This is a genomic window from Rhizobium sp. CFBP 8762 (genome assembly GCF_014841565.1).
Taxonomy (GTDB): Bacteria; Pseudomonadota; Alphaproteobacteria; order Rhizobiales; family Rhizobiaceae; genus CFBP-8762.
This window is the reverse complement of record NZ_JACYUD010000002.1, coordinates 562,918-588,349: the sequence shown is the minus strand read 5'-3', so window position 1 is coordinate 588,349 and position 25,432 is coordinate 562,918. Positions and strand designations below refer to the sequence as shown.

The following is a 25,432-nucleotide window of genomic DNA, read 5'->3' as shown; positions in this document are numbered from 1 at the left end:
CACCATCACCGACTATGTTTACGATCCGTCTGTGGCTGAACTGGTTCGGTGCTCGCGCTAAGATCTTTCATGACCAACTCGGACAGATCGCTCAGGATCTGGCGCTTCTCGTCACTCGCGCCCTCGTGTGGTTTGGTGTCGGCGACGCAGAGAGTGCCGACGGTCTCTCCGCTGTCGGGGTCGACCAGCGGTGCGCCGGCGTAAAAGCGCAGGCCATCGGAGGGTGTGACCAAAGGGTTATCCCGAAAGCGCGGGTCGTCTTGCAGGTCGGCCACAATCATGGTTTCCGTGCCGGTGATGGTGTGGCTGCAAAAGGCAATATCCCGGGGCACGGTCTCCGTCTCGATGCCATGGCGCCCAATCAGCGTCAAATCATGTTCTCCCACTAGAGTAATGAATCCGATGGGGCTATCCAGAAGCTTGGCCGCGCTGCGGGCAACCAGATCGAGTTGGGCGTGGTCCTTTTGTTTCTTTTGGTACAGGTCAACCACGTTCAGCCGGGCCGTTTCGTCGAACTCCGGCGGGGTTGTCTGCGATAGCTCGGGCGAGGTTGCTGACAGAACCTTGTTGCGGCCCGTCCGTTTTGCCTCATACAGCACGCGGTCGGCCTCCTGAATCAGCTTGGCCGGGTCGATCGGACTTGACGGTGGCACAGTCGAACAGCCGACGCTGATCGTCACTCGCCCGCGCTCATTGCCCGCGTGGACAATGTTCAGCCCCTCGACCGCGTCACGGACGCGCTCGCCAACCCGCTGCGCGTCGCTTTGTGAGGCACCGGGCAGGATCACGGCGATTTCCTCGCCGCCATAGCGGGCGCACAGGTCCGTGGGGCGGGCACTGCTTTCAATCGCTTGGGCAACGCGGCGCAGACAATCATCGCCCGCCTGATGGCCATAGGTGTCATTGAAACGCTTGAACCTGTCGACATCGATCAGCAACAGGGAGAGCGATTTGCCCGAAGCCGCTGCGTCGTTGCTCGCGGTTTCCAGCGCTTCATCGAAACGGCGCCGGTTGGCCAGCCCTGTCAGTCCATCGGTGTTGGCCCGGCGGGCCAGTTCGGCACTCGCGGCCTGCAGTCTGGTTTCCGCAACCTTGCGTTTGGAAATGTCGCGCAGCACGACGATAAACCCGTCATGATCCGTAATATGCCGGTATTTGCCTTCCACCCAGACATAGTGTCCATCCCGGTGGCGCAGGCGGTAGATCGCCTCCACCGGCAGGCCGGAGGCGCGCGCTTCCTGAGCCATGGATTGCACCACTGGCCAATCGTCCGGGTGAATAATATTCGCAGCACTCATGTCCACCAGATCGGCCGGGTCCATGCCCAGCATATCCCTTGATGCAGGCGAGACGTATCGGCGCACGAGATCCTGATCGAGACGGATGATCACATCGGTGGCGTGATCGGCCAGCAGCCGGTACTGCGCCTCGCTTCTGCGCGTTTCCGTCTCAGCCCGCGCGGTGCGCACAAACTCACGCCGCACCATGACAGCCAGAACGCCGGTGAGTAGACACAGGATAACGAGAATACTGCCGATAAGTGCGGCCTGCGTACGCCAGGTGGCAAAGATTTCGGAATGCGACAGCGCCACATTGATGATCAGCGGCAGCGAGCCGACGTGGACGAAGTTATAGACGCGGGTGATACCGTCAATGGCGGATACACCGGAAAATGTCCCGGAAGACTCGGACTGGAAACGCCGCACATTGTCTGTCTTCGAAAGGTCGCGCCCGATCTGGTCTGCAAGGTAGGGCATGCGCATGACAAGCGTGCCGCTCTCGGAAAACAGATTGATGGAATCCTCCGGGTTCAGCCGGGTTTTTTCGAACAGATCGCGGAAGTAGCTGAGTTTCAAGGTTCCGACCACAACACCCGCAAAGCTGCCATCCGGCGCATTGATGCGCCTGCTCAAGCCCAGCACATCGTCGTCCCCGGTCAGGCGGCGCTGGAACGGCGTGCTGATATAAAGCCCCGGTGCGTTGCCCTGCGCATGGGCCTGAAAATAGGCTCTGTCGGCGAAGTTGTCCCTGCGGTGCGGAAGTGCACCGGCATCGCGGATGACGTTGCCGGATGCATCCAGCACCAGAACGCTGGTAAAATAGGTTTCGTTGAGCGTGCCATCAAACAGGAGCGACTGCTGCAGGTCGGCAGGAAACCGGTTCAGATCCGCCTTTTCCAATCGGGTGACGATACCCGACAGCACACGATCATAGGACTGAATGCTGCCTTCGATATCCTGAGACAAAACCGCAAGCAGGTTTTGTGCCCCGGCATTGGCACTGGTCCAACTGTCACGCCGCAGTTCCACCAGCATCACAGCCGATGCGCCGCAAAACCCGATCATCAGGAATGCGATCAGGATCCAGTAACGCATCAGCTTCGACATTCGCTCTCCCAAAGCACCCATGCTTTGCACTGCGACCTAAGCCATCGGTGGGTTTTGTCCACCCCGCAAATCTTGGCATGAAAGCCACTCAACATCCATGGTTGGGTTGCGCATTGTCCCGATCGACATACATCCGGTTGTTGACGCCGGTCCATAGAAGGGAGAATGGAATGTCTGATTACAAGCTGTACTACTGGAATGTACCGTTTCGTGGCCAGTTCGTACGTGCGATCCTCGCCTACGCAGGCAAGACCTGGGAGGAGTTCGACGCAGACGCGATAACGGACCTGATGCAGGCGGAGCCTGACCGGCAGCCGGTGCCCTTCATGGGCCCGCCGGTGCTGATCGACACCGCAACGGGCTTTGCGCTATCACAAATGCCAGCCATCGCCGTTTATCTCGGTGCGCGCCACGATCTCATTCCGAAGGCAGAAGACCTGCGCGCCCTGACGGCAAAGGTTGTCAATGACGCCAATGACGTAATCGACGAAATGACGCTGGATGGCGGGCGGGAAATGTGGACCCCGGAGAACTGGGAGACATTCCAGCCACGATTGCAGCGCTGGATGCTGATGTGGGAGGCGATGCTGACGCATAACAACGCGCATGGCCAGGATGCGTTCTTGCTTGGCACAGACACGGCCGGGGTTGCGGATATTGTCACCAGCACGCTCTGGTCGACGCTCGGCGACCATTTCCCATCAATCGGCAAAATGCTCGAAGACGTGGCGCCGCGCACGGCACGCTTAAGCAAACGGTTGCAGGAAACACCCGCTTTACACGCGTTGAAGGAAGCATCGGACCGTGCCTACGGCGGGTCCTTTTGTGGTGGCGAAATTGAAAAATCGCTGCGTGCCGTTGCGGGCGGCTGATGGTGCCGGGAACATCTGCTGACGGCCGCTCGTTTCGGCTTGCCAAAAAAGGAGAGACGCCATGCCGCATCTGGAGACTGACGATCTGAGCATCGCATACGAGGATATGGGTAAGCCGGATGGGGATCCGGTGCTTTTTCTCCACGGTTGGCCTGACGACGCATCCACTTGGGACAACGTGGCAGAACGACTTCAGAGCGAGCCGCTCCGTCTGATCATCCCCACCTTGCGCGGTTTTGGCCAGACGGTGTTCCGCAATGCTGAGACGCCCCGAACGGCCAATAGCGGCATTCTGGCGCTGGACGCGATAGCGCTGATGGATGGCCTCGGCATAGACCGGTTTTCGGTCGTGGGTCACGATTGGGGTTCAAACATTGCCGAAGCGCTGGCGGTTGGCTGGCCGGACCGGGTGCAGCGCATGGCGCTTCTCGCCAGTCCACCGCGGCTCGGCGGGGCGAAAACCTCCCCGTTCTGGCACGCGCAGTTGCAGTGGTATCACTGGTTTATGGCGACTGATCGCGGTGCTGAAGCGGTTGCAAATGACCCGAAAGAATTTGCGCATATCCACTGGACGAACTGGAGCCCGGACGGCTGGTTTGACGAGGCAACGTTCAATGCAGTGGCAAAATCGTTCGAAAACCCCGATTGGGTGCCAGTCACGTTGCACAGCTATCGGGCCCGGTGGGACGAGGCCGAGCCCGACCCGCGCAGCCAGTGGCTGGAAACGCGCATAGAGGACACCAAGACACTGGCGCTTCCCGTCCTCTATTTTCAGGGACGAGAGGACGGGGTTAATCCGCCAGCGGTTTCGCAGAACGTGTCGGAGAAATTTTCCGGACCGTTCAGCCGCATCCTGCTGCAAAATGTCGGGCATTTCCCGCAGCGCGAGGACCCCGAAACGGTGAGCAAGGAATTGAAGCTGTTTCTCACCCGATGAAGACGCTTATTCGATCAACCCGATCATGGGGCCAAACCCGCCATGCCAGGAGATGTCGTTCAGGTTCATCTTCGGGCTGAAGATGCCCGAACCATTGCCGCCATCGAAGAACAGCGCGTTCGGGCATTGCAGGTGGTCACGGAACAGGCGGGCAAAGGTGTGAAAATTCACCTTGTCACGGCTGATGGCAAAACGGACCTGACCCCCGGCACACACACCCACGCCGCTGCGATAGGTGCGATCGGTCGACCCCGCTATAAAGGCGGGATGAAGCCTGTTGCGGATGACAAGCATGGGACCGGACTGGGTCGCGAATGTCACGTCTGGTGCGGCTTTTGCAAATGCATCTGTTGGCAGAATACCAGCGCCATCTTTTCCAAGATAAAAAATACCATTCGGCTTTTTGTAGAAGTTCGGTATCTGGCCCGCGCTGCCTTTCAAGGTTTTGGTATCGGCGGAAACGAGCTGTTTACCGCCTTCGACATAGAGGCCAATGGGTGAAAAATCCGGCTTGTACATGCCTGCATTCATCGCAAAGGTCAGTGACTTCTGTTCAACCTTGACCGCCTCGGCAACGGCGAAAAAGGTGCGATAGGGTTTGTCGTTGGCATCTTTCCAGAACAGCCGAAGATCTGCCTTCACCGGATCAGCCGTACAGACAACATAGTTGGTCTGCTCAAACACGTCCGGCACGCAGCTCTGCGCGGCAGCGGTCTGGCGACCGAGCAACACGGCGCTCAGCGTGATTGCCATAGCGATGAAGCGGCGGTTCATAACGATCATTCCTGTTTCCCATCTTCTCAAACATCGCCATCATACCTATCATAGACGGGATGGTTTCAATGGTGAACACACAGACATTTGACCGCGCGCTGGCCGCGTTTCCGGATGGCACCTGTGAAGGTGTCTTCAACGCACAACGGTGGGGCGCGACGGTGAAGCGCTCAGCCGACCACAAACGAATGTGGCTGTATGCAGAGGATCTGTCCGGCACGGATATCGTCAGCTTCAACCTCTACCGACTGACGTCCGGCGTCGAAATCAAGCCCTGTGAAATGTCCCTGGACACGGTCATCGCCTTTGTACTCGGTTTTCGCATGGACGATGCAGTCACAACCGGCGATCGCTAAAGTCACATCGAGAATGAAAAAAGGCGGCATTTGCGCCGCCTGAAACATTAAAGTTCTGTTCAATCAGACGGAGTCTATCAGTGCCATCCGTTGTTGCTTTCAGGTGATAACATGTCAGCCCTCGTTTTTACCTGGGCGAACGAGACTTTAGCGCTCTGCGTCCCATCCAACGTACTGGTCTACATTCTTTTTTGTCACGAGCGTGGTGTCTAGCAATGTAATCTCTTGATCCGGCTGCTTGCCATTCAGAAGATCAACGGCCTTTTCAGCCGCTTGCTTGGCCATTCCATAGGGGTCTTGGGACGATGATGAAACGATCAGGCTGGTGCCGCTTTTCAGTGAAGCAACAATATCCGGACTGCCATCTACAGCCGAGATAATCATTTCTGAGCGATTAAGTTGCTTGGCTGCGATATCGGCGCCGATGGCGGTCGGGTCGTTTGCGCCAAACACGGCGTCTATTTTTTCAAACCGTGTCAGCAGGGCCTGCATGACCGCCAGCCCGCCTTCGCGTGATGCCTTGCCATCCTGATTGTCAGACAGAATTTTAATGTCGGGATATTTTTCGAAAGCCTGCTTGCAGCCTTTGACCCGGTCTATGATCGATGAGACCGGTGGCCCGTTGATGATCACCACATCGCTCTTACCCTTCAGGCGTTCAGCCAGATCGGTACAGGCGAGTTCTCCGGCCTGAACATTGTTCGTCATGACGGTGAGATTTGAGCCCGCTGCCGATACGTCCATCGCGGCCACAATTGCACCCGCCGCCTTCGCCTTTTCCACGAACGGTTTGACCGCAACTGCGTCGACCGCGTTTAGCATGACGATCTGCGCGCCGCTGGCAATAAAACTGTCGATCTGCGAGGCCTGCTTGTTCAAATCATAATCAGCACCGACGACCGTGACACGGACATCTGCGTTCTTTGCCTTTAATCCGTCCTCTGCCCCTTTGATCAACGGGACGAAAAAGGGGTTGCCGAGGGTGCCGACCGTTATTCCGGCTGTCGTTAGATTGTCTGCGGCGCAAACAAGCGTGGGCATACTCAGTGCAACACATGCGGCAAGTCGTGCGAACGTTTTCATGGTATCTCCTCCTCGTGGTGAACGGGCAGCCGAACAATCCACCTCTCTGTTCAACTGCCCGCTTCGGCTTCGATGTCGCCGGTTGGGTTTAGTCGTTGAACGTTACATTGCGTGTCAGCTTGGCAATCTGCGCCAGCGTATCGACCCCGGACTGGCGATCACGCTGCCAGATATTGCGGCCTACAATAACCCCGCGTGCGCCGCCGCGCAGGGTCTGGGCAACCGCGTCCACGGTCTCCGATGGCGGGCCGGACAGCGGACCACCGGCAATGACCAAAGGCACTTTCAGCTCGTCCGCCAGTCGCTTGGTGCGCTCCTCGCCCGGGAAAGCGATCTTGATAATATGGGCACCGAGGTCGTAGGCGATGCGTGCAACCTTCTCTTCCTCTTCAATGACCTCCTGCGTGCGCGGCGCTCCCATGATAACGGGTTCAAGAACCAGCGGAATGTCCCAGCGATCGCAAGAAGCGACGACACGGCCCACGCGGGCGCACATTTTCACGCGCTCTTCTCGCGACATGTTCCAGGGAAACAGCATTTTAACCGCATCGACACCCATGCGAACCGCTTCCTCGACAGAGGTGATGAGGTCATGCGACCCGCCGCCATCAAGTTCACGGTAATCATTGTAGGTATCAATCGTTAGAACCCGCGTCAGGTGCGGGTGGGCTGCAAAGAACGATTCGGTCTGTTTGACCTGACCGGGGGTCATCATGAATCCGGTGACGTCGTTGTCCGCCCATGCCGCGAATGGGGCAGACGGCGTTTCAAGGCCTTCGATACGATCGAAAATCAGGCCGTGATCAACCGGCATAATGATCGCCGCGCGATGGCTCGGCAAGGTACGACGAAGGCGATATTCCATCGACATAATATTTTTCCTGTTGTTTTCGGCAGCGTTATCCACCGTTCCGTGTTCTCCACCCCAGTCCTGTCGCGTTGTACGTACAAGACGGACGAATGTTATTTACGGTGCCGCGCTGACGGGTGTCAAGGAGAAACTGGAAAACGCTCGCAGGTGGTGGGCCGGCGCGGTGGGCCAGCCTTTCAGCTGCTGTGCAGAACAGAGGGTATGATGGAAGAAACGGAGGCCTACATCAGGGCGATGCTGGACGAGGTTGCTACTCAACGGTGCCGGATGGCTGGCTTGCGTCGGCGGAGGCTTCCGCGTCTACCGAGATGGTCACGACGTCGCTTCGGACGAAGGACTGATAAAAGTCAAAGACCCGTCCGGCCTCTGAGCGCGAGGTGGACTGTACAAACAGAACAGGGGCACCTTTCGACAGACCCAGCATTTTGGCCGTATCGGCTGGTGCACCGATCGCAGCCACCTCTCGTCGCGCAGCGTAGATGGAAAACCCACCTTCGTTCAGCGTCTGGTTCAGCGATGCCGTTCCCTCCAGTACCGGCTTGCCCACGAGCGTAGAGCCGACATCGGACGGGAGATAATTGATGGAATGCATGGCTGCTTTTCCGTCGATATGGCGGATTCGTTCAATGACGAAACCGCTTTCCCCCTTGGAAATTTTCAAGGCTTCGGCGGCGACATCCGGCAGCACTTCAAACCCGCTTCGCACCACCGAGGTTTCGATGAAACGGTCGGGCGAATGTGCACCGGTTTCCAGAAAACCTTGCGTTACCTGCAATTTCCATTGATTATCCGTCGGGTCGGAAACAAATGCACCGCGTCTTGGCACGATGCGGATCAGGCGCTGGTGCTCCAGCACACGCAACGTTTCCCGCACCGTTGATCGCGCAAGGTCGAAGGATCGGCAAAGTTCTGTTTCACCGGGGACGCGGTCGCCTATCTTGTAGGTGCCAGTTCGAATATGTCCTTCAATGATCCGGGCAAGTTGCAGATAGTAGGGCTCCGCCGACGTCCGATCGATGTTTTGCATACGCACTCTCATTTGTGTCCGCACGAAACCTACACCAATTGACGTGCGGTCGTCTACGGAGGGATCGCTACCAATGGGGTTGCTCCAGTTTAAACCACAAAGGCATTGACGAAGGCTCGCCAGTTCTGTACGTACAGATCATACAGTATGAGCTTCTGGGTGGAGTGAGAGGCTTGTCTGTGGGTAGGGTGCGCAAGAGCCACCATTGACCTGTCTGACAATTGTGTCGGATCGTTTTGGGAGAGGACGTTTCATGCCTAAGTTGAAGTGGCGACTGGCTTATTCCAGCGCACCTGTAAGCACGCTTGCACTGTCATGTCTGCTTGGCCTGTTTGCCGCACAGCCCGGCTATGCGGAGGAGGTAACGCTGACGGTTGCGCTGGCGGCCAATCCACAGATGGAAACCGCAGCAAAGCTGATCGATAATTTCTACACCAAATATCCGGATATCAAGGTCAAATTCCAGACCTTACCGGAAAACCAGCTGCGCCCGACGGTTCTGAAAGACGTCGCGACGAAATCCGGTCAGTTCGATGTTGTGATGATCGGAGCCTATGAGGTGCCGCTCTGGGCGCAGAAGGGTTGGATCACCAATCTCAGCAAGGAATTTGTGGCCGATGATGCCGCTTGGAAGGCCGATGATCTTTTGACCCCGATCCGCGATCTGGTGTCCTATGAAGGCGATATGTTTGCGACACCATTCTACGGGTCGTCATCCTTTATGTTCTACCGCAAGGACCTATTTCAAAAAGCCGGGTTAACCATGCCGGAGCAGCCGACATGGGATCAAGTGGCGGATTTCGCTGCAAAGCTTGATGATGATGCCAATGCGGTTTCCGGCATTTGCCTGCGCGGTATTCCCGGCTGGGGCCAAAGCCTGGCCCCGCTTACAACCGTCATCAACACCTATGGCGGTCGATGGTTCAATGAGAGCTGGGAGCCGCAACTCAGCTCTGAAAAAAGCAAGGCCGCCATCAACTTCTACGTCAATCTGCTGAAAGAACACGGGCAACAGGATGCGGCCAAGGACGGCTGGCAGGAGTGCCTGCAACTCTTTACGCAGGGCAAGACGGCCATGTGGTACGACGATACGGTCTTTGCCGGACCTGTGATCGATCAGGCCAATGCCGAGGTGAAGGGCAATGTCGGCTTTGCGCTGGCTCCGGTCAAGGAAAAGCCCGGCTCGGGCTGGCTCTGGGCATGGGGGCTATCCATTCCCACAACCAGCAAGCATCAGGATGCGGCCTGGAAACTGATTTCCTGGCTAACCAGTGAAGACTACATCAAGCTTGCGGGCGAAAAGGCAGGCTGGGGCACGGTTCCCCCGGGTTCGCGCCAGTCCACCTACAAGCTGGCGGAGTATGCGGCTGCGACGAAAGACTATGCGGACCTGACATTGAAGTCGATCAACGCGGCCAATCCCCTGAAACCAACGGTCGATCCGGTGCCCTATACGGGCGTGCAATATGTGACGATCCCGGAGTTCGAGCAGATCGGGGACTTTACGTCCCAGCAACTGGCAGGCGCCATCAGCGGCCAGATGAGTGCGGATGAAGCGATCGCAGCCAGTGAAACCAAGATCCGCGAGATCATGGAAGACGCAGGCTACATCAAGTAACGGCGCAGATGACGGGTCGCTGTTCCTGGCGGCCCGTTGCCAATTCGTGGCATATTTCATGCGGATGATTATTCATGACATCAGTTACGCACTCACGCGGTCCCCAAACCACGCGTGCCCGCGCAGGTTTTACCAAGGGTTGGTGGGACCGCCTTCCCTTGCTTCCGGCGCTTGTTTTCGTGCTTCTCGTCACCCAGTTGCCGTTTGTCATTACGCTCTATTACAGTCTCCAACGCTGGAATCTGGTTTCAACCAATCCCCCACGGTTCGTGTGGTTCAGGAACTTCGTCAATGCAGCCTCTGATGTCACCTTTCTCAAAGCAGTGGCGAATACGGGCATTATGACGCTGTCCATCGTTGTTGCGTCGGTGGTCGTCGGCGGTCTGCTGGCTGCTGGCCTGAACCGCGACTTTCGCGGACGCACCATCGCACGGACTCTGGCCATTACGCCGTTTTTCATCATGCCGGTGGCCGCCGCCCTGTTCTGGAAAACCGGCGTCTATGATCCGACATTCGGTATTCTCGGCTGGATCACGGATGAGATGGGCATCGGGCGCATCAACTGGATCAGCCAGTATCCCAAACTGACAATCATCATCATTACCACATGGCAGTGGTCGGCCTTTGCGCTGCTCATCCTTCTGGCCGGAATGCAGTCCTTCCCCACGGAAGTCGCCGAAGCTGCGGAGGTCGACGGTGCCAACCGGTTTTACACGTTTCGCCGTTTGATGTTGCCGCATTTAAGGCCCTTCATAGAGCTGACAGCCCTTCTTGTTGCGATGTATGTGCTGGAAAATTTCGCTGCCATTGCGATTTTGACCAATGGCGGCCCGGCCTATGCAACCACCAACCTGTCCTACTACGTCTATCTTGAGGCGTTTAGTGCGTTTGATCTTGGTCGTGCATCGGCATTCGGAATGATTTCGCTCGCTTTGGCCATGGCACTGACCATCCCCATGCTGCGGGTGGTCTCGGGCATTTTCAAGGAAGGAGGACGCGCATGAACCGCCGTCGCGCCAGCGCACTCGATCCGCTGCTGACCCTTCTGACCTGGATTGGAACACTGATCATGTTTTTGCCGATTGCCTGGATGATCCTGACGAGCTTCAAGACCGAGGAGGATGCGGTCAGCTATCCGCCAAAATTGTTCTTTACCCCGACACTTGATCACTATCGCCGCATTTTTGAAAATGATTTCGTGTCGTTTGCCACGGTATCCGTGCTGGTGACGGTGGTCTCCACCTTGATTGTCATTCTGCTGGCCGTTCCGGCCGCCTTCGCGCTAACCGTGCGACCGGTGCCCAAGTGGCGGGATATCCTGTTTTTCTTCATATCCACCAAGATGATGCCGATTGCGGCTGGTATTGTGCCCATTTACCTTGTAGCGCGCACCTTTGATCTGCTGAACACATCTGCGGTGCTCATCATCGTTTACACGTCGATGAATTTGCCGTTGGCAATCTGGATGATCCGGTCCTTCATGGTGGAAATCCCGCGCGACGTGTTTGACGCTGTTGCGGTTGATGGGGCAGGGCGCGTGCGGGAAATGGTTCAGATCATCGTCCCGTTGATCAAGCCGGGTCTGGCCTCCACGGCGTTGCTGTGTGCCATCTTTTCATGGAACGAGTTCTTTCTGGCCGTCAATTTGACGACAACGGTCAGCACCTTGCCTGTTTTCCTGCAGAAATTTCTGAGCTTCGGCAAACTCTACACGGCGCAGGTTGCAGCCGTTGCGACCCTCATCAACATTCCTGTCGTGGTGGCGGGCTGGTTGGCCCAGAAAAGCTTGACGCGCGGTCTGACATTTGGAGCAGTAAAATGATTATGGACAGTTTGTTTGGTGGCGCGCCAAAAGGAACAATGAAAGCCGTTCGGATCACGCAAAATCATCAGATCAGCGTTATTGAAACGACCGTGCCCGCAGTGGCCGCCGATGAGGTGCTGATCAAACCAACCTGCTGCGGAATTTGCGGCACGGACCTCCATATTTTGAAACACGGTTTCGTCGGAACAAACTACCCGGTTACACCGGGCCATGAATTTGCCGGGCATATCGTGGCTGCCGGTCGCTTAGTGCGCACTGTCAAAGTGGGGGATTTTGTAGCGGTCGATCCAAATGTGGTGTGCGGTACATGCCGCTGGTGCAAGGCTGGCAGGCCAAACCTTTGCCTGCATCTGACGCCAATCGGTGTAGGACGGGCTGGGGCGGCCGCGGAATACGTGGCAGTGCCAGCGCGAAACGCGTTTCCAGTCAATGAATCCATCGGTTCGGATGTGGCAGCCCTCATTGAACCGCTGGCCTGTGCGCTCCATGCGGTGGACTCCGCGCAGGGCATCCGGGACCGACAGGTTCTGGTGCTGGGCGGCGGGACGATGGGCCTGCTCATTGCGATTGCTGCCAAACACGCCGGTGCTGGACATGTGACCCTTGCCGACCCCGCCAGTGCCAAACTGGATATTGCCAGGGGTGTGGGTGTGGACGCAGCTGTGCAACCGGGCAACCTTGGGCAGGAGGGGCAGCAGCGCTTCGATGTTGTCTTCGAGGCCGCAGGTGTTGCATCCGCGCTGGAGCAAGGGCTTCAACTGGTAGAAAAAACTGGGGTTTATGTTCAGGTCGGTGTGCATGACGAACACGCGCAGGCGTCGTTCACGCCATTCAAACTTTATGAGCAGGAATTTCGCTTCATTGGATCCAATTCCTGTGCCGACAAGTTCAGCGCTGCCGTGGACCTCATGCCGGATATCCGTGACAAAGCGCAGCGCCTGATTGGCGAAAGTTTTCCGGTGTGGAGTTTTGATACGGCGGTGCAGAACATGCAGGCGGGGCGGTCGATTAAAACACAGCTGCGCTTTTCCTAAAGCGCTTTGATCCCTTTATTTGAAGCATAATTTTTCGATCCTTGTTTTGCTCCGATCGAATTGTGCTCTAGGCAGGAGATGATCGAATGCACGTATGTGGCGTCGATATCGGATCGACCAATCTGAAAGTCGCCATCGTTGATGCCGCCGGTTTCGTTGTGTGGACAAAGGCGGTGCCGACACCACGCATGTCGCAGGACCGCAACGCAACTGTTGACGCAGGCGAGCTCCTCCGCACAATAGAAGATCTGATGATCGAGGGCTGGCGGGTCTCGTGTGCAGGCCTGCCACTTCAGGCTATCACAACCACCGGCGTGGGCGAAGACGGCATTTTTATCAACCGGACGCTGACCCCGCTGGGACCGGCCATAGCCTGGTATGATCGGCGTGCGTTCAGTGAGGCGGCAGAAATACGCGCAAGCGCCGCCGCCACGCCCCTCGCCGGTATGGAGATGGATGATACCCGCACAGGCGCAAAATGGCTGTGGCTCAGTCGCCATCAGCCAGACCTGTTCACCTCGGCTTACAAGTGGGTCGCGCTGACGGACTATCCCTGCGTTGTCTGGTCTGGCGAACCGTTCATGAGTGAATCGCTGGCATCGCGCACCGGTTGCTACGATGTGGCCAAGCGCATGTGGATCGCTGACCTGCTCGCCCTGTGCGGTTCACCCGCGCTGCCACCGGTGCGCCATGCGGGCGATTGTGTTGGCACCATGCGCACTGGCCGCCTGACGGCTGCGGGCGTTGCAAGCCCCCGAACGCTCCTTGTTGCCGGGGGACATGACCATCCTGTCGCCGCAGCGCTCATCCAGAGGATCGATCCGTCCGCACGGGTGGATTCCATTGGAACGGCCAATGTCATTTACGGTGAAACGTCGTCATTCGACCTTGACCGGTTTGATCCGTATCTGGCTTTCATGGTGCCCGTGCGGGCCGCAGCCGGTCTTGCTTGTCTTGGCGTTTACGAGTTCTCATCGGCAGTTCAGGCTCTTCAATCCAAGGGCACGGATATTCGCGCCACTCTGGCGCTTTCGCGCATACCGGGCGAACCAATGTCGCATCTGACCAATGCCCGCTCCGTTCTGGAAATGGCGGGTATGACCGCCCGGCGCATGTTTGATCACATGCGGCTGGCTGGCGTGCCGGATGGAGACATCTATGCCACGGGGGGATGGAGCCGTTCACGTAGTCTGCTTGAACTTCGGGCCAGCATCTTCGGCGAGCCCATCAAAGTTTTGAGTCTCGATGAACCCGCCGTGGTGGGTGCGGCCCTGCTGGCGGCGGAAGCGCTGCCGCAGGGCGTCAATTTCCTCAGCGCAATCACGACACACACTGCCGATCCGGACCCGCGTTGGGCGGAAATCTACGAACAGCACTACCAGACCGCTTTACATCGCCTCAACCCGCCAGATCGATTGATACCAACTGCACCAACCCAAGGAAGCCAGCCATGTCCGTGATCGCAATCGAAAACCTGAACAAATCCTTTGGTGCCTTCAACGCCGTCGATAATCTGGACCTGACTACGGAAGACGGTGAGTTCGTCGTGCTGGTGGGTCCATCCGGCTGCGGCAAAACCACGACCATGCGCATGATAGCAGGTCTGGAAAGCTCCACATCCGGCACAATCCGCATCGACGGGGAAAGCGTGACGGACCAAAGCCCGTCCGAGCGGGATGTGGCAATGGTGTTCCAGAACTACGCGCTTTACCCGCATCTGACTGTGTACGAGAACATGGCGTTCTGCCTTAAGGTCAGGAAATGGTCGAAAGACGAGATCGATACGCAGGTTCGCAAAACAGCCAAGGCGCTGGATATTGAGGCGCTGCTCGAGCGCAAGCCGTCTGCGCTGTCGGGCGGCCAGCGTCAGCGTGTGGCGCTTGGTCGTGCCATTGTACGCGAGCCCCGTGTGTTTTTGATGGATGAACCCCTGTCCAATCTGGACGCGAAGCTGCGCATCGAAATGCGGGCGGAGATCGTCAAGCTCTGCCGCCGTCTCAAGATTACGACATTCTATGTAACTCACGACCAGCTGGAAGCGCTGACCATGGGACACCGGATTGTGGTGATGAAGGGGGGCATTGCCCAGCAGATCGACACGCCACAAAATATTTATGATACCCCGGTCAACACGTTTGTTGCCGGGTTTATCGGAAGCCCGCCGATGAACTTCCTGAACGCTACAATCGAAAATGGCACGCTTGTCGCCCCCGGCTTCAATCTGGTGCCAAACGGCCCCGTCGGCACGGCCATCGGTCACCGGACGGGCACGGTCATTGCAGGCGTTCGGCCCGAACATCTGGCACCCCGGCCTGCCGCCGTTCCGAACACACCTGGTACAATCTGGGGATGTATCGAACTTATTGAGCCACTCGGCTCTCAGATTATGATACAGGTATCGGTGGGCGGTCATTTGATCTCCGCCCAGTTTGAGCGAGGGCCGGAGGTGGCCGTGGGAAAAGACATCGTGCTGGTGCATCGGCCTGATGCACTTCATGCCTTTGATAGCGTAAGCGAGCGTTCTGTGCTTGCGCCTGCCAATTGACTGTAAGGGAGACCCTATGAAAAAGCTGATCAACGATCCCTCTACCGTGGTTCGCGATATGTTGGAGGGCGTGGTCGCACTCTCCCCGGCCACCATTTTGCTCGCCGACGAAAACGTCGTGATACGGGCCGATCTTCCACCGGTGGATCAACGCAGGGTTGCGGTTCTTTCCGGTGGTGGCAGCGGCCATGAACCGGCCCATGCGGGCTATGTGGGCCATGGGCTGCTGACAGCAGCCGTCGCTGGCGATGTGTTCACATCGCCCAGCACGGATGCGGTGCTGGCTGGCATCCGCGCTGTCGCCGGACCTGCCGGGGCGCTGGTCATCGTCAAGAATTATACGGGAGACCGGCTTAATTTCGGCTTAGCTGCCGAGCTTGCCCGGGCGGAGGGTATTCCGGTTGAAATCGTCGTCGTCGCCGACGATGTGGCGCTGAAGGATACCGTTCCTGTCGAGCGGCGGCGTGGCATTGCCGGAACCATTCTGGTGCACAAGCTGGCCGGTGCGGCTGCGGAGCAAGGCCTGCCGCTCTCCGAGGTGGCGCGCATCGCGCGTTCGGCTGCCGATCGTCTTGCCTCGATGGGCATCGCTCTGGGGTCTTGCACCCTCCCGGCCGTCGGCAAACCCGGCTTCGTTCTGGGCGAGGATGAAATCGAAGTTGGGCTGGGTATTCACGGAGAGCAGGGCGTGCGGCGCATGCCGCTCGCGTCCGCAGAACACCTCACCTCGCTTATCGTCGATACGATCAAGGCGGATGGGAAGGTCAAGAGCGGCGATCGGGTTGTTCTGCTGATCAACGGGCTTGGGTCTACGCCCCCGATGGAACTGTCGATCGTCGCCCGATCTGCCGTGACGGTGCTGGAGGACGCAGGCGTGACTGTTGAACGGGCCTGGGCCGGAACATTTTTATCTGCGCTGGATATGCCGGGCTTTTCTCTGTCTGTCCTGCCAGTGTCGGACTCAGATCTTGCCTTGATCGATTCCACAACCGACGCAACCGCCTGGCCACGCGGCGGGTCCGTCAACCGCAACCGTGTGACCGCGTCTGACGCGGTCCGCAAAACGGACACTGTTTCCAAGCGGACGACGCCAGCAGGCACACATCTGCACAGCGTTGTTCAGGAAATCGCGAGAGCGTTGATGGATGCCGAGAAGCGTCTGACGGACCTCGACAGCGTTGCCGGGGATGGTGACCTCGGAACAAGCATGACGCGCGGTGCCGAAGCGGTGTTGGCGTTGCCGGCACAGGACTTTCCCGATGTGGGCAGTGGCCTGATGGCTCTGGCAAATGCCATGCGCAAAGCCATCGGTGGCAGTTCCGGGCCGTTCTACGCTACCGGTTTGATGCGGGCCTCCCGTCACCTTGCGGGTATCGATGCGCCGACAGCCGACCAGTGTGCGCAGGCGTTTCTGGCAGCCGTTCAGGCCGTGTCAGATCTCGGCGGCGCTAAGCCTGGCGATAGAACGATGATCGACGCGCTATCTCCGGCGGCCCATACATTTGCGCAGGCGCTCGCGGACGGGCAACCGGGCGCAGTTGCCTGGCAAAAGGCGGTGGATGCGGGCATAGCGGGTGCTGAGGCGACCGCCGCCATGCGCCCTCGGCTGGGCCGCGCAAGCTATCTTGGAGATCGCGTGCTTGGGCACCCGGATGGCGGCGCGGTGGCCGTAACACTATGGCTTCAGGCCATCCGATTGCCCTGAATTTGAATGGTTGAAGCGGCTAACGCTGTCGGTGACTTCGACAGCGTTAGCAATGGTCCTTGGGTCGGTACTTGGGTCGTTTGACTATCATAAATCCCGTATTGACACCCCTTTGCACCTTTCTATCCTCGCGGCGCCTTCGTCCTGCGCATCCTGCGATACATTTAAAGAGTGCCAATGTCCTTTCCTCCGCTTGTTCTTCCCAGCCGTCCTCTGTCAGTAACAGATAATGTGATCTCCACCCCCAACGCCTATTTCTGGTCGACACCGATCCTGCTGGCGCTGGCTGTGTTTCTGTTCGTGTGGGAGGGGCCGGGCGTGCTGCGGGACTTCCAGATCAGTCGCAACCCGCTGGTGCTGGAAGAGGGCGATGTGCGGGACGGGAAATGTACGACCCGAAAGGCGGTTTTCACCGATTGTGAGGCGCGCCTTGTCTACAGTTACGACGGGAAAGATTACGATACGGAAGTCGAGGTCATGTTTGTCGATTTCCATATGGGGGACTACGAGACCGGTATCGTGATCTCCGCCGACCATCCCGAGCTGGCGACCATGAGCCTTGGTCTGGATATGCTGTGGAACCGCATCATTACGCTCAGCCTGTTTGTGTTGTTTCTGGGAGGCTTGAGTTTGGGCATGGTGTTTCTGGCCTTTCGCATCTGGCGCGTCAAAGGGCAGTTGCGAAGCCCTGCCGTTCTCACTCCGGTTCCAGTGGAACTGACTGCGTTTGACCGCAAGCGCGGCGTTCTGTCCGTCACCTACAATGACAAGATTGCGAGCGACAAAACCGGGCGCTCCGCCTACACCCGTTTCAAAGGCGGGCAGGAGCCGTTCATCGTCGGCGAGGCCGGTGGCAAGGCAGTTGGGCTGGCCGTGCGGCATGGAACCACGGCGCTGCCGGTGCTGCTGGACGACAATCTTCACCGCATCGTGCTGACAGACGCTGAGCGGGCCGCAGCACTTGCACCCTTCGCGCAAGAGCGCACAGATGACGGGCATGGGCCGGTGCTGGTCGAAGAGCAGCAGCAAACCGTTTCGCTGTGGAAGCGGCTGGGGATGGTTGTCGGCGTCCTGTTGCTGATTGTGGTGGGCGTGTTCGGCTTCTGGCTCTGGTATGTCACCAGTTCGTCCACGCAGTTCCAGTCCCCGGGCATGGATATCAACAATCTCATGCCCGCGCCGCTGAACGAATGGGGATGCGATCAACTGCAGAAGCGTTTCGGTCAGGATCGCGCACCGTTCGGCTGCGTGGCCGACGATTACACAAGCTGGAAATGACGGGGCTTAGCCCCCATCCGGCTTGACCGCAAAGGCAATATTCAGGGCGCGGTTGATGGCAGGAGCCAGAACCGACATGTGAGTTTCGTCCGCATAGACCTCGAAAGCGGTTCTCAAGCCGTCGACGGTGCCGTTCAGGCGTTCCGCCATATCGCGGGCGCGTGTAATGGTTTGCGCCAGCTTCTTTGCCTCCAGTCGCTGTGCGGCATCCTCGTTTGTGCGCTGGAACGGTGCCAGCGCATCGCCTTCATGTTCGCCAGCGGACAGGTGTAGAAAGGGCGTATTGCCCGGAGCCAGCTGGCGTTCGGCCTCGCAGTGCAGGATCTGGCAATCCTCCCAATAGATTGATGGACTGGCAGCAACAAAACGGCCAAACAGGCCGGGCCGGACAAACAAGGCAAACAGCGCAAACAGACCGCCGAAAGAGTGGCCAAACAGCGTTCTGCGCTGCGCGTCCAGCGGTGCCAGCGTTGCGAGATGCGGAAGAAACACGTCCTCGATGAAAGCCAGCAACCCGTTTGCGCCTCCGGTCGCGACCGCAGGACCATTCTCGAAAAACGGCGGATAGGCTCGCCCCGGCGGTGGCGTCAGGTCGAGCGAGCGCCGCGTCGGGTCATACCAATCCTGATCGGGGTAACCAATTGCGGCGATGACGCCCCAGCCCACATTGGTGCTTGCGGTATAGGGCGCTTGCGTGGCTTGACAGGCAACAGCAAAGGGAAACATGGCGTTTCCATCGGTCAAAACGAGCAGTGGCCAGCCCTGCGGTGGCGGCGCACCTGTTGGGATGGACAGGAAAATACGGTATGCCGCGCCGCCATTTGAGGGAGCCAGATCGAAACAGGTGGTTCCGCTGATGGAATAGGGGCGCGCTTCGTTCATGCCGGTCTCGCTTGCTGAAATGTGACGAGGCCGATCTAATCGGTCTTATCGGCACTGTCCAGTTTACGGGCGTGCGCCAAAAGTGCCGACGTCTATTCAGGCGCGTGGCAGCAGATGCAGATTTTGTTGCCATCCAGATCGCGAAAATAAGCGCCATAAAAGTGCGCGTGGTACTGAGGCCGCAAGCCGGGCTGCCCTGCGTCGGTGCCGCCGCAAGCGATGGCCATATGGTAACAACGCTGCACAAGGCTGCGACTTTCGGCCAGAAATGCGACCATGTTTCCATTTCCCGGCGCAGGGCGCTGGTCGTCGAACGGCCGGGTGATGACAAACAAGGGGCGGTCTTCTTGCGGATGTTTCCAGCCGGACCAGCGATCATCGGAGAATTTTAGAGTGAGCCCAAGGACTTCAAGGATCGGCGCGTAGAAATCCGTTGCCCGAGCGACATCTGTTACGCCGATGGTAATGTGTGAAAACATGACGAAGCCTTAAGCGTAAAGCTTGGGTTTGCCGATATGGGAAATGAGAATGCGCTGGCCGCTTTCCAGCGCCTTTACACCCGCCGCCGCAACGACTGTAGCACAGTAGCCATCCCATGCGTCAGATGCGATATCCGGAAATATTCCGGTCTGGACGAAACGGACAAAGGCAATATTTTGCAGGCGGTACGCTTCCGCGAACCGGGGGCGCCAGTCCGGAGCATAGCGTTCAGATGCCGTCATCGCGCTGTTGACGCGCGTGTGCACCGGCGTGTTGATCTCAACAGAACCGCTTTCACCAACCAGTTCGCCGCGCACATCATAACCGTAGGCCGCATTGTTGTTGATTTCGATGTTGACCAGTTGCCCACCGTCCGTTTCCAGCACCATGAACACCGGCGCACCCGCTTTCGCCGTATTGATGGCGGACGGCTGGAACACAGATATGGCACGGTAGTCGGTATCCAGAATAAACCGCGCCACGTCAAACTCGTGCGGAGCGGAATTGGTGATGGCCATTTTGCCGGTAAAGTTGGGCAGGGCTTCCACGTTGCGGTGGAAATTGTGCATCATGATCGGCTTGCCGATCAGCCCTCGAAGCAGCGCATCCTTCATCTCGCGGTAGGATGGATCAAACCGCCGCATGAAGCCCAGTTGTACCAGCCGCTGGCCGTGTGCCGTCTCGGCTTCGATGACCGAAAGGCAATCCTCGGGGCTTTGCGACAGCGGCTTTTCGCACAGCACCGGTTTGCCAGCGGCAATGGCCGCGCGCGCAAGCGGCGCATGTGTGTCATCGGGGCTGGCAATCAGGACAGCGTCCACATCATCACGGCTGATGGTCGCTAAGGGATCGGTGGAGACATCCGCCGCCGAACATGCATCAGCAACGGCGCGCGCGCGGTCCTGCGAGGCATCGCACACCACTTGAAGCACGGCTCCCGGCACGTCCTGTGCCAATATACGGGCGTGGTCCGCCCCCATAATGCCTGCGCCGATGATCGCAATTCGCACTGTCATGGCGCAAGCCCTCCCTCAAGCCTGAAAAGCAAAGCCATTAGTTTTACAAAACGGTCTGGAATATAAATTCCATTTTGTTAGAATGGTGCTGAAGTGAAGTCAAGCAAGAAAGGATGGCGCGTGAGTGAACCGCAAGCACCGGGTACGGCAAAGGAATTTGAAGATAAACTGATCGAGATATCCCTCGCATTACCAAAGAGATTGCGCCAGTGTGCGCAGTATGTGGCCGCCAATCAGGACCGCATTGCCGTGTCCACCGTGGCTGAAATGGCGGAAGGTGCGGGCGTGCAGCCTTCTGCTTTCATGCGGTTCTGTCAAATCATGGGGTTTTCCGGCTTTTCGGAAATGCAGCGGCTGTTTCGCGAATCCTATGTGGGCGGGTGGCCGGACTATACTACGCGGCTCGATCACCTGCGTGAAAAGGGTGGCGAGAGTGCTGCCGGTCTCGTGGCGGAGTTTGTGGAGGCGGGGCGCGCTTCGCTGGAAAACCTGCTGAAAACCGTGAATCCCCAAGAGCTGGACGCGGCGGTGAGCATTCTGGCAAAGGCAGAGATGATCCACATCATGGGCCTGCGGCGGTCGTTTCCAGTGGCCAGCTACCTGGCCTATGCCTTTGAAAAGATGAACGTACCCGCCATTCTGCATGATACCGTGGGCAAGCTGGACAACCGCAATGCGGTGCGCTCCGGTGATGCGGTGCTGGCCGTAACGTTTTCGCCCTACTCGGATGAAACGGTGGAGTTTATCACCGCCGCCCGCGCCCGCGATATCCCCGTGGTGGCGCTGACGGACACCACCGTCAGCCAGTTGCGCAAGCTGGGTGCAATGCTGATTTCGGTCAGTGAGGTGGATTTTGGCGCGTTCCGCTCACTCTCGGCAACGCTCTGTATTGCCATCACGCTGGCCGTGGCTGTAGGGACGAAAAAATAGATCGAATATTTCTGTTGAAATTCTTATAAATGGAATTTAAAGTCTAAAACGGTTGGTACATGTCCTGGGAGGGGAACCGTGAAGACACTCGATCTGATCACCATCGGGCGTTCGTCCGTGGATCTTTACGGCGCGCAGGTTGGCGGGCGGCTGGAGGATATGTCCTCCTTCAACAAATATATCGGCGGCTCCCCCACCAACATCGCAGCCGGCGTTGCCCGTCTCGGTCTGAAATCTGGGCTGATCACGCGCGTCGGGGCCGAGCATATGGGCCGCTTCATTCGCGAGCAGCTGGTGCGCGAAGGCGTGGACGTGCGCGGGGTGAAAACCGACCCGGCACGGCTGACCGCTCTGGTGCTGCTGGGCATTCGCGACAGCAACCAGTTTCCGCTGATCTTCTACCGCGAGAACTGCGCCGATATGGCCCTCTCGGAAGAGGATATCGACCCGGCCTACATTGCCGAGGCAGCTTGCGTCTGCGCCACGGGAACGCACCTTTCCCACCCCAGAACCGAGGCTGCTGTGCTGAAAGCGCTCAGACTGGCGCGCGAAAACGGGGCCAAAACGGCGCTCGACATCGATTACCGGCCCAATCTCTGGGGTCTCGCAGGGCACGATGCCGGGGAAAGCCGGTTCATCGAGTCGGAAAAAGTGACCGCCAAGTTGCAATCCACGCTGCATCTGTTTGACCTGATCGTCGGCACGGAAGAAGAATTCCATATTGCAGGCGGTTCCACCGATACGCTGGCGGCGCTCCGCGCCGTGCGGCAGGTCTCCTCCGCCACACTGGTGTGCAAGCGCGGGCCAATGGGCGCGGTGGTGTTTGATGGGCCTATTCCGGAGAGTTTCGATAAGGGCCAGACCGGCGAAGGATTCCCCATTGAGGTGTTCAACGTGCTGGGCGCGGGCGATGGCTTCATGGCCGGCCTGTTTCGTGGCTGGCTGACGGGCGAGGACTGGCCGACGATACTGAAATACGCCAATGCCTGCGGCGCCTTCGCGGTGTCGCGCCATGGCTGCACGCCCGCTTATCCAAGCTGGGAAGAACTGCAATATTTCTTCCGCACTGGCATTCGCAACAAGGCGCTGCGCAAGGATGAAGCGCTGGAACAGGTGCACTGGTCCACCAACCGCAAGGTGGACTGGCCGACCATGCGTGTCTTCGCATTCGATCACCGCATGCAGTTGCAGGCTATCGCAGAGGAAGCCGGGGCGGATGAGGCTGAGATCGGTCGGTTCAAGGAATTGTGCTTGCAGGTGGCGCTCACCGTATCGGGCGGGCAAACCGGCTATGGTATCTTATGTGACAACCGGCTGGGCCGGGATGCGCTTCATGCCGCCAGTGGCAGCGGCTTGTGGATCGGGCGACCGGTGGAATGGCCGGGTTCAAGGCCCTTGACGCTGGAGCCGGAAATCGGCCCGGATTTCGGTGGTCTATCGGAATGGCCGCTGGATAATGTCGTCAAGGTGCTGTGTTTCTACCACCCGGACGATACGGACGAGATGCGCGCCGAGCAGGAAGCAACCGTCACCCGCCTGTTTCACGCCGCGCGGCGCAACCGGCTGGAAATGCTGCTGGAAATCATTCCGTCCAAGGTGGCGCCCACCGATGACAACACCGTGGCTGATATTATCGAGCGCTTCTACGCCATCGGCATCTATCCTGACTGGTGGAAGCTGGAGCCGATGAAAACCCGGGCCTCCTGGGAGAACGCGTGCAATGCGGTCACGCGCAACGACCCCTATACGCGCGGCATTGTGGTGCTGGGGCTGGATGCGCCGGAGGCCGATCTGGCAGCAAGCTTCCGGCTGGCCGCCGGGTTTGATCTGGTCAAAGGCTTTGCGGTGGGTCGCACGATCTTCGGTGAGGCGGCACGCCAATGGTTTGCTGGAAGTATCGGGGATGATGCGGCGATCAGCGATATGGCGCAGCGTTACCGGCAGCTTTGCGCAATCTGGAATGAAGCGCGAGCGCAAAAAGGAGAAGCAGCGTGAACACGATCCGACTGACAGCGGCGCAGGCGTTGGTTCGCTATCTCGCCAACCAATATAACGAGGATAACGAGCCCTATTTTGCCGGGGTCTGGGCTATTTTCGGCCATGGCAATGTGGCGGGCCTTGGGGAAGCGCTGCACGGAATCCGCGATGAATTGCCGACCTTTCGCGGCCAGAACGAGCAGTCCATGGCCCATGCGGCTATCGCTTATGCGAAGCAGTTGCGGCGCAGACGAGCCATGGCGGTCAGCTCGTCCATCGGCCCCGGCGCGCTGAACATGGTGACGGCGGCGGGCGTGGCCCATGTCAACCGCCTGCCGGTGCTGTTTATTCCCGGCGATGTGTTTGCCAATCGTGGGCCAGACCCGGTGTTACAGCAGGTGGAAGATTTCGGCGATGGCACGGTCTCGGTCAATGACTGCTTCCGCCCCGTCAGCCGCTATTTTGACCGGATCATGCGGCCTGAACATCTGTTGACCGCGCTGCCGCGCGCGCTGCGCACGCTGACCGACCCCGCCGATTGCGGACCGGTAACACTGGCCTTTTGTCAGGACGTGCAGGCGGAAGCCTATGACTATCCAGTAAAATTTTTTGACAAGCGCATGTGGTATCAGCGCCGCCCGGAGCCGGATGCGCGTGAGTTGGAAGCCGCCGTCGCGGCGTTAAAGGCGGCCAGCAATCCGGTGATCGTGGCCGGTGGCGGGGTGCATTTTGCCGGTGCCACGGATACGCTGAAAGCATTCGCGGCCAAGCACCGCATTCCCGTGGTGGAAACGCAAGCCGGCAAATCCGCGCTGCCATGGGATGACGATCTCAACTTCGGCCCCGTCGGCGTGACCGGGTCTACAAGCGCCAATATCGTCTGCGAGCAGGCCGATCTCATCTTCGGCATCGGCACGCGGTTTCAGGATTTTACCACCGGCTCCTGGGCGCTGTTCAAAAACCCGGACCGGCGCATTCTGGCGCTGAACGTACAGGCCTATGACAGCACCAAGCACGATGCTCTACCGCTGACAGCGGATGCGAAAATCGGTCTGGAACGCTTGACGGCGGCGCTCGGGGACCACCGGTACAGCGAACCGGACGCGGCACTGCGCGCCGACTGGTTTGCCAAGGCCGATGCAACCACCAACCTGCCCCATGATACCAATGCGCTGCCGACCGACATGCAGGTTATCGGCGCGGTGCAGCGCTCCGCCCGCGACAATACGGTGGTGATGTGCGCGGCAGGCACCATGCCGGGCGAACTGCACCAGCTCTGGAAGGCAGGTGCGCCCCTGTCCTATCATATGGAATACGGGTTTTCCTGCATGGGCTATGAGGTGGCTGGCGGGCTTGGCATCAAGATGGCCGAGACGGACCGCGATGTCATCGTCATGGTGGGGGATGGCTCCTACATGATGATGAATTCGGAACTGGCGACCGCTGTGGGCATGGGGCTGAAGATCACGCTCGTCATCACCGACAACCGGGGCTACGGCTGCATCAACCGTTTGCAGATGGGCACCGGCGGGGCCGAGTTCAACAATCTTTATAACCATACCAATGTCAGCCCGATTGCGATTGATTTCGTCGCCCATGCGGGCTCGATGGGTGCAGACGCGGTGAAAGTTGCCACCATTGCGGACCTTGACGCAGCCCTTGCGCAGGCCCGCGACGCCACGCGCAGCACCGTCATCGTGATTGACACAGACCCTTATCCCACGCCGGAGGCCGGTGGATATTTCTGGGACGTTGCCGTTCCGGAAGTCTCAAAACGCCCGGAAGTCAACGAAGCGCGCGCCCGCTATGAAGCTCAGCTACAGGAGAGACAGTAA

General features: G+C 58.6%; 22 protein-coding genes. 14 read left to right on the top strand and 8 right to left on the bottom strand.

Annotation, left to right across the window (positions count from 1 at the left end; all coding sequences use genetic code 11):
• Positions 1-5: 5 nt before the first annotated feature.
• Positions 6-2,387: a diguanylate cyclase domain-containing protein gene (locus IFT84_RS07880; RefSeq protein ID WP_192118103.1), complete on the bottom strand. Its 2,382-nt coding sequence runs from the start codon at positions 2,385-2,387 to the stop codon at positions 6-8.
• 170 nt (positions 2,388-2,557) lie between these two features.
• On the opposite strand from IFT84_RS07880, the gene IFT84_RS07875 reads away from it, so the two are divergent.
• Both IFT84_RS07875 and IFT84_RS07870 read left to right on the top strand, forming a co-directional pair.
• Positions 2,558-3,259 carry a glutathione S-transferase gene (locus tag IFT84_RS07875; RefSeq protein ID WP_192118102.1) on the top strand — a complete coding sequence of 234 codons (702 nt, stop codon included), beginning with the start codon at positions 2,558-2,560 and terminating at the stop codon, positions 3,257-3,259.
• Between the two features lie 61 nt (positions 3,260-3,320).
• On the top strand, positions 3,321-4,196 hold the full coding sequence (locus IFT84_RS07870) for an alpha/beta fold hydrolase (RefSeq protein ID WP_192118101.1): 876 nt from the start codon (positions 3,321-3,323) through the stop codon (positions 4,194-4,196).
• A gap of 6 nt (positions 4,197-4,202) precedes the next feature.
• Here IFT84_RS07870 and IFT84_RS07865 read toward each other — a convergent pair whose 3' ends face one another.
• Positions 4,203-4,979, bottom strand: a complete 777-nt coding sequence (locus IFT84_RS07865; protein WP_192118100.1) for a phosphodiester glycosidase family protein — start codon at positions 4,977-4,979, stop codon at positions 4,203-4,205.
• A 59-nt stretch (positions 4,980-5,038) separates the two neighbouring features.
• Between IFT84_RS07865 and IFT84_RS07860 the strand changes: the two genes are divergently transcribed.
• Positions 5,039-5,326 (top strand): hypothetical protein, encoded by a 288-nt coding sequence (locus IFT84_RS07860; RefSeq protein WP_244651131.1) that lies wholly within the window; start codon positions 5,039-5,041, stop codon positions 5,324-5,326.
• A 147-nt stretch (positions 5,327-5,473) separates the two neighbouring features.
• On the opposite strand, the gene IFT84_RS07855 is transcribed toward IFT84_RS07860, so the two are convergent.
• From IFT84_RS07855 to IFT84_RS07845, 3 genes are all read right to left on the bottom strand, one after another.
• Positions 5,474-6,409 (bottom strand): ABC transporter substrate-binding protein, encoded by a 936-nt coding sequence (locus tag IFT84_RS07855; protein WP_192118098.1) that lies wholly within the window; start codon positions 6,407-6,409, stop codon positions 5,474-5,476.
• An 88-nt stretch (positions 6,410-6,497) separates the two neighbouring features.
• The gene (locus IFT84_RS07850) at positions 6,498-7,280 is read right to left on the bottom strand and encodes a class I fructose-bisphosphate aldolase (RefSeq protein ID WP_192118097.1); all 783 of its coding nucleotides are present in this window, start codon (positions 7,278-7,280) and stop codon (positions 6,498-6,500) included.
• A gap of 250 nt (positions 7,281-7,530) precedes the next feature.
• The gene (locus IFT84_RS07845) at positions 7,531-8,307 is read right to left on the bottom strand and encodes a GntR family transcriptional regulator (RefSeq protein ID WP_192118096.1); all 777 of its coding nucleotides are present in this window, start codon (positions 8,305-8,307) and stop codon (positions 7,531-7,533) included.
• Positions 8,308-8,560: 253 nt separating this feature from the next.
• Here IFT84_RS07845 and IFT84_RS07840 point away from each other — a divergent pair, with 253 nt between their 5' ends.
• The 8 genes from IFT84_RS07840 (at position 8,561) to IFT84_RS07805 (ending at position 18,312) form a co-directional block, all read left to right on the top strand.
• On the top strand, positions 8,561-9,925 hold the full coding sequence (locus tag IFT84_RS07840; protein ID WP_192118095.1) for an ABC transporter substrate-binding protein: 1,365 nt from the start codon (positions 8,561-8,563) through the stop codon (positions 9,923-9,925).
• Between the two features lie 74 nt (positions 9,926-9,999).
• The gene (locus IFT84_RS07835) at positions 10,000-10,929 is read left to right on the top strand and encodes a carbohydrate ABC transporter permease (protein WP_192118094.1); all 930 of its coding nucleotides are present in this window, start codon (positions 10,000-10,002) and stop codon (positions 10,927-10,929) included.
• Positions 10,926-11,747 carry a carbohydrate ABC transporter permease gene (locus IFT84_RS07830; protein WP_192118093.1) on the top strand — a complete coding sequence of 274 codons (822 nt, stop codon included), beginning with the start codon at positions 10,926-10,928 and terminating at the stop codon, positions 11,745-11,747. Before IFT84_RS07835 ends, IFT84_RS07830 begins: the two co-directional genes overlap by 4 nt.
• Positions 11,744-12,784: an alcohol dehydrogenase catalytic domain-containing protein gene (locus IFT84_RS07825; protein ID WP_192118092.1), complete on the top strand. Its 1,041-nt coding sequence runs from the start codon at positions 11,744-11,746 to the stop codon at positions 12,782-12,784. Before IFT84_RS07830 ends, IFT84_RS07825 begins: the two co-directional genes overlap by 4 nt.
• Positions 12,785-12,870: 86 nt before the next feature.
• The gene (locus tag IFT84_RS07820; protein WP_192118091.1) at positions 12,871-14,244 is read left to right on the top strand and encodes an FGGY-family carbohydrate kinase; all 1,374 of its coding nucleotides are present in this window, start codon (positions 12,871-12,873) and stop codon (positions 14,242-14,244) included.
• A complete protein-coding gene (locus IFT84_RS07815) occupies positions 14,235-15,329 on the top strand; it encodes an ABC transporter ATP-binding protein (protein ID WP_192118090.1) in 1,095 nt (364 codons plus the stop codon). Before IFT84_RS07820 ends, IFT84_RS07815 begins: the two co-directional genes overlap by 10 nt.
• 16 nt (positions 15,330-15,345) lie before the next feature.
• Positions 15,346-17,034 carry a dihydroxyacetone kinase family protein gene (locus IFT84_RS07810; RefSeq protein ID WP_192118089.1) on the top strand — a complete coding sequence of 563 codons (1,689 nt, stop codon included), beginning with the start codon at positions 15,346-15,348 and terminating at the stop codon, positions 17,032-17,034.
• Positions 17,035-17,211: 177 nt separating this feature from the next.
• Positions 17,212-18,312: a hypothetical protein gene (locus IFT84_RS07805; RefSeq protein WP_192118088.1), complete on the top strand. Its 1,101-nt coding sequence runs from the start codon at positions 17,212-17,214 to the stop codon at positions 18,310-18,312.
• Between the two features lie 6 nt (positions 18,313-18,318).
• Here IFT84_RS07805 and IFT84_RS07800 read toward each other — a convergent pair whose 3' ends face one another.
• The 3 genes from IFT84_RS07800 to IFT84_RS07790 form a co-directional block, all read right to left on the bottom strand.
• Entirely contained in the window at positions 18,319-19,194 is an 876-nt protein-coding gene (locus tag IFT84_RS07800; protein WP_192118087.1) for an alpha/beta hydrolase, read from the bottom strand.
• A 92-nt stretch (positions 19,195-19,286) separates the two neighbouring features.
• Entirely contained in the window at positions 19,287-19,673 is a 387-nt protein-coding gene (locus IFT84_RS07795; protein ID WP_192118086.1) for a VOC family protein, read from the bottom strand.
• Positions 19,674-19,682: 9 nt separating this feature from the next.
• Positions 19,683-20,690: a Gfo/Idh/MocA family oxidoreductase gene (locus tag IFT84_RS07790; protein WP_192118085.1), complete on the bottom strand. Its 1,008-nt coding sequence runs from the start codon at positions 20,688-20,690 to the stop codon at positions 19,683-19,685.
• Positions 20,691-20,810: 120 nt separating this feature from the next.
• Here IFT84_RS07790 and IFT84_RS07785 point away from each other — a divergent pair, with 120 nt between their 5' ends.
• The 3 genes from IFT84_RS07785 to iolD all read left to right on the top strand — a co-directional run bounded on the left by IFT84_RS07785 (position 20,811) and on the right by iolD (position 25,432).
• On the top strand, positions 20,811-21,620 hold the full coding sequence (locus IFT84_RS07785) for an SIS domain-containing protein (protein ID WP_192118084.1): 810 nt from the start codon (positions 20,811-20,813) through the stop codon (positions 21,618-21,620).
• A 78-nt stretch (positions 21,621-21,698) separates the two neighbouring features.
• The gene (locus IFT84_RS07780) at positions 21,699-23,615 is read left to right on the top strand and encodes a bifunctional 5-dehydro-2-deoxygluconokinase/5-dehydro-2-deoxyphosphogluconate aldolase (protein ID WP_192118083.1); all 1,917 of its coding nucleotides are present in this window, start codon (positions 21,699-21,701) and stop codon (positions 23,613-23,615) included.
• Positions 23,612-25,432: a 3D-(3,5/4)-trihydroxycyclohexane-1,2-dione acylhydrolase (decyclizing) gene (iolD, locus tag IFT84_RS07775; RefSeq protein WP_192118082.1), complete on the top strand. Its 1,821-nt coding sequence runs from the start codon at positions 23,612-23,614 to the stop codon at positions 25,430-25,432. The genes IFT84_RS07780 and iolD overlap by 4 nt, the downstream gene beginning before the upstream one ends.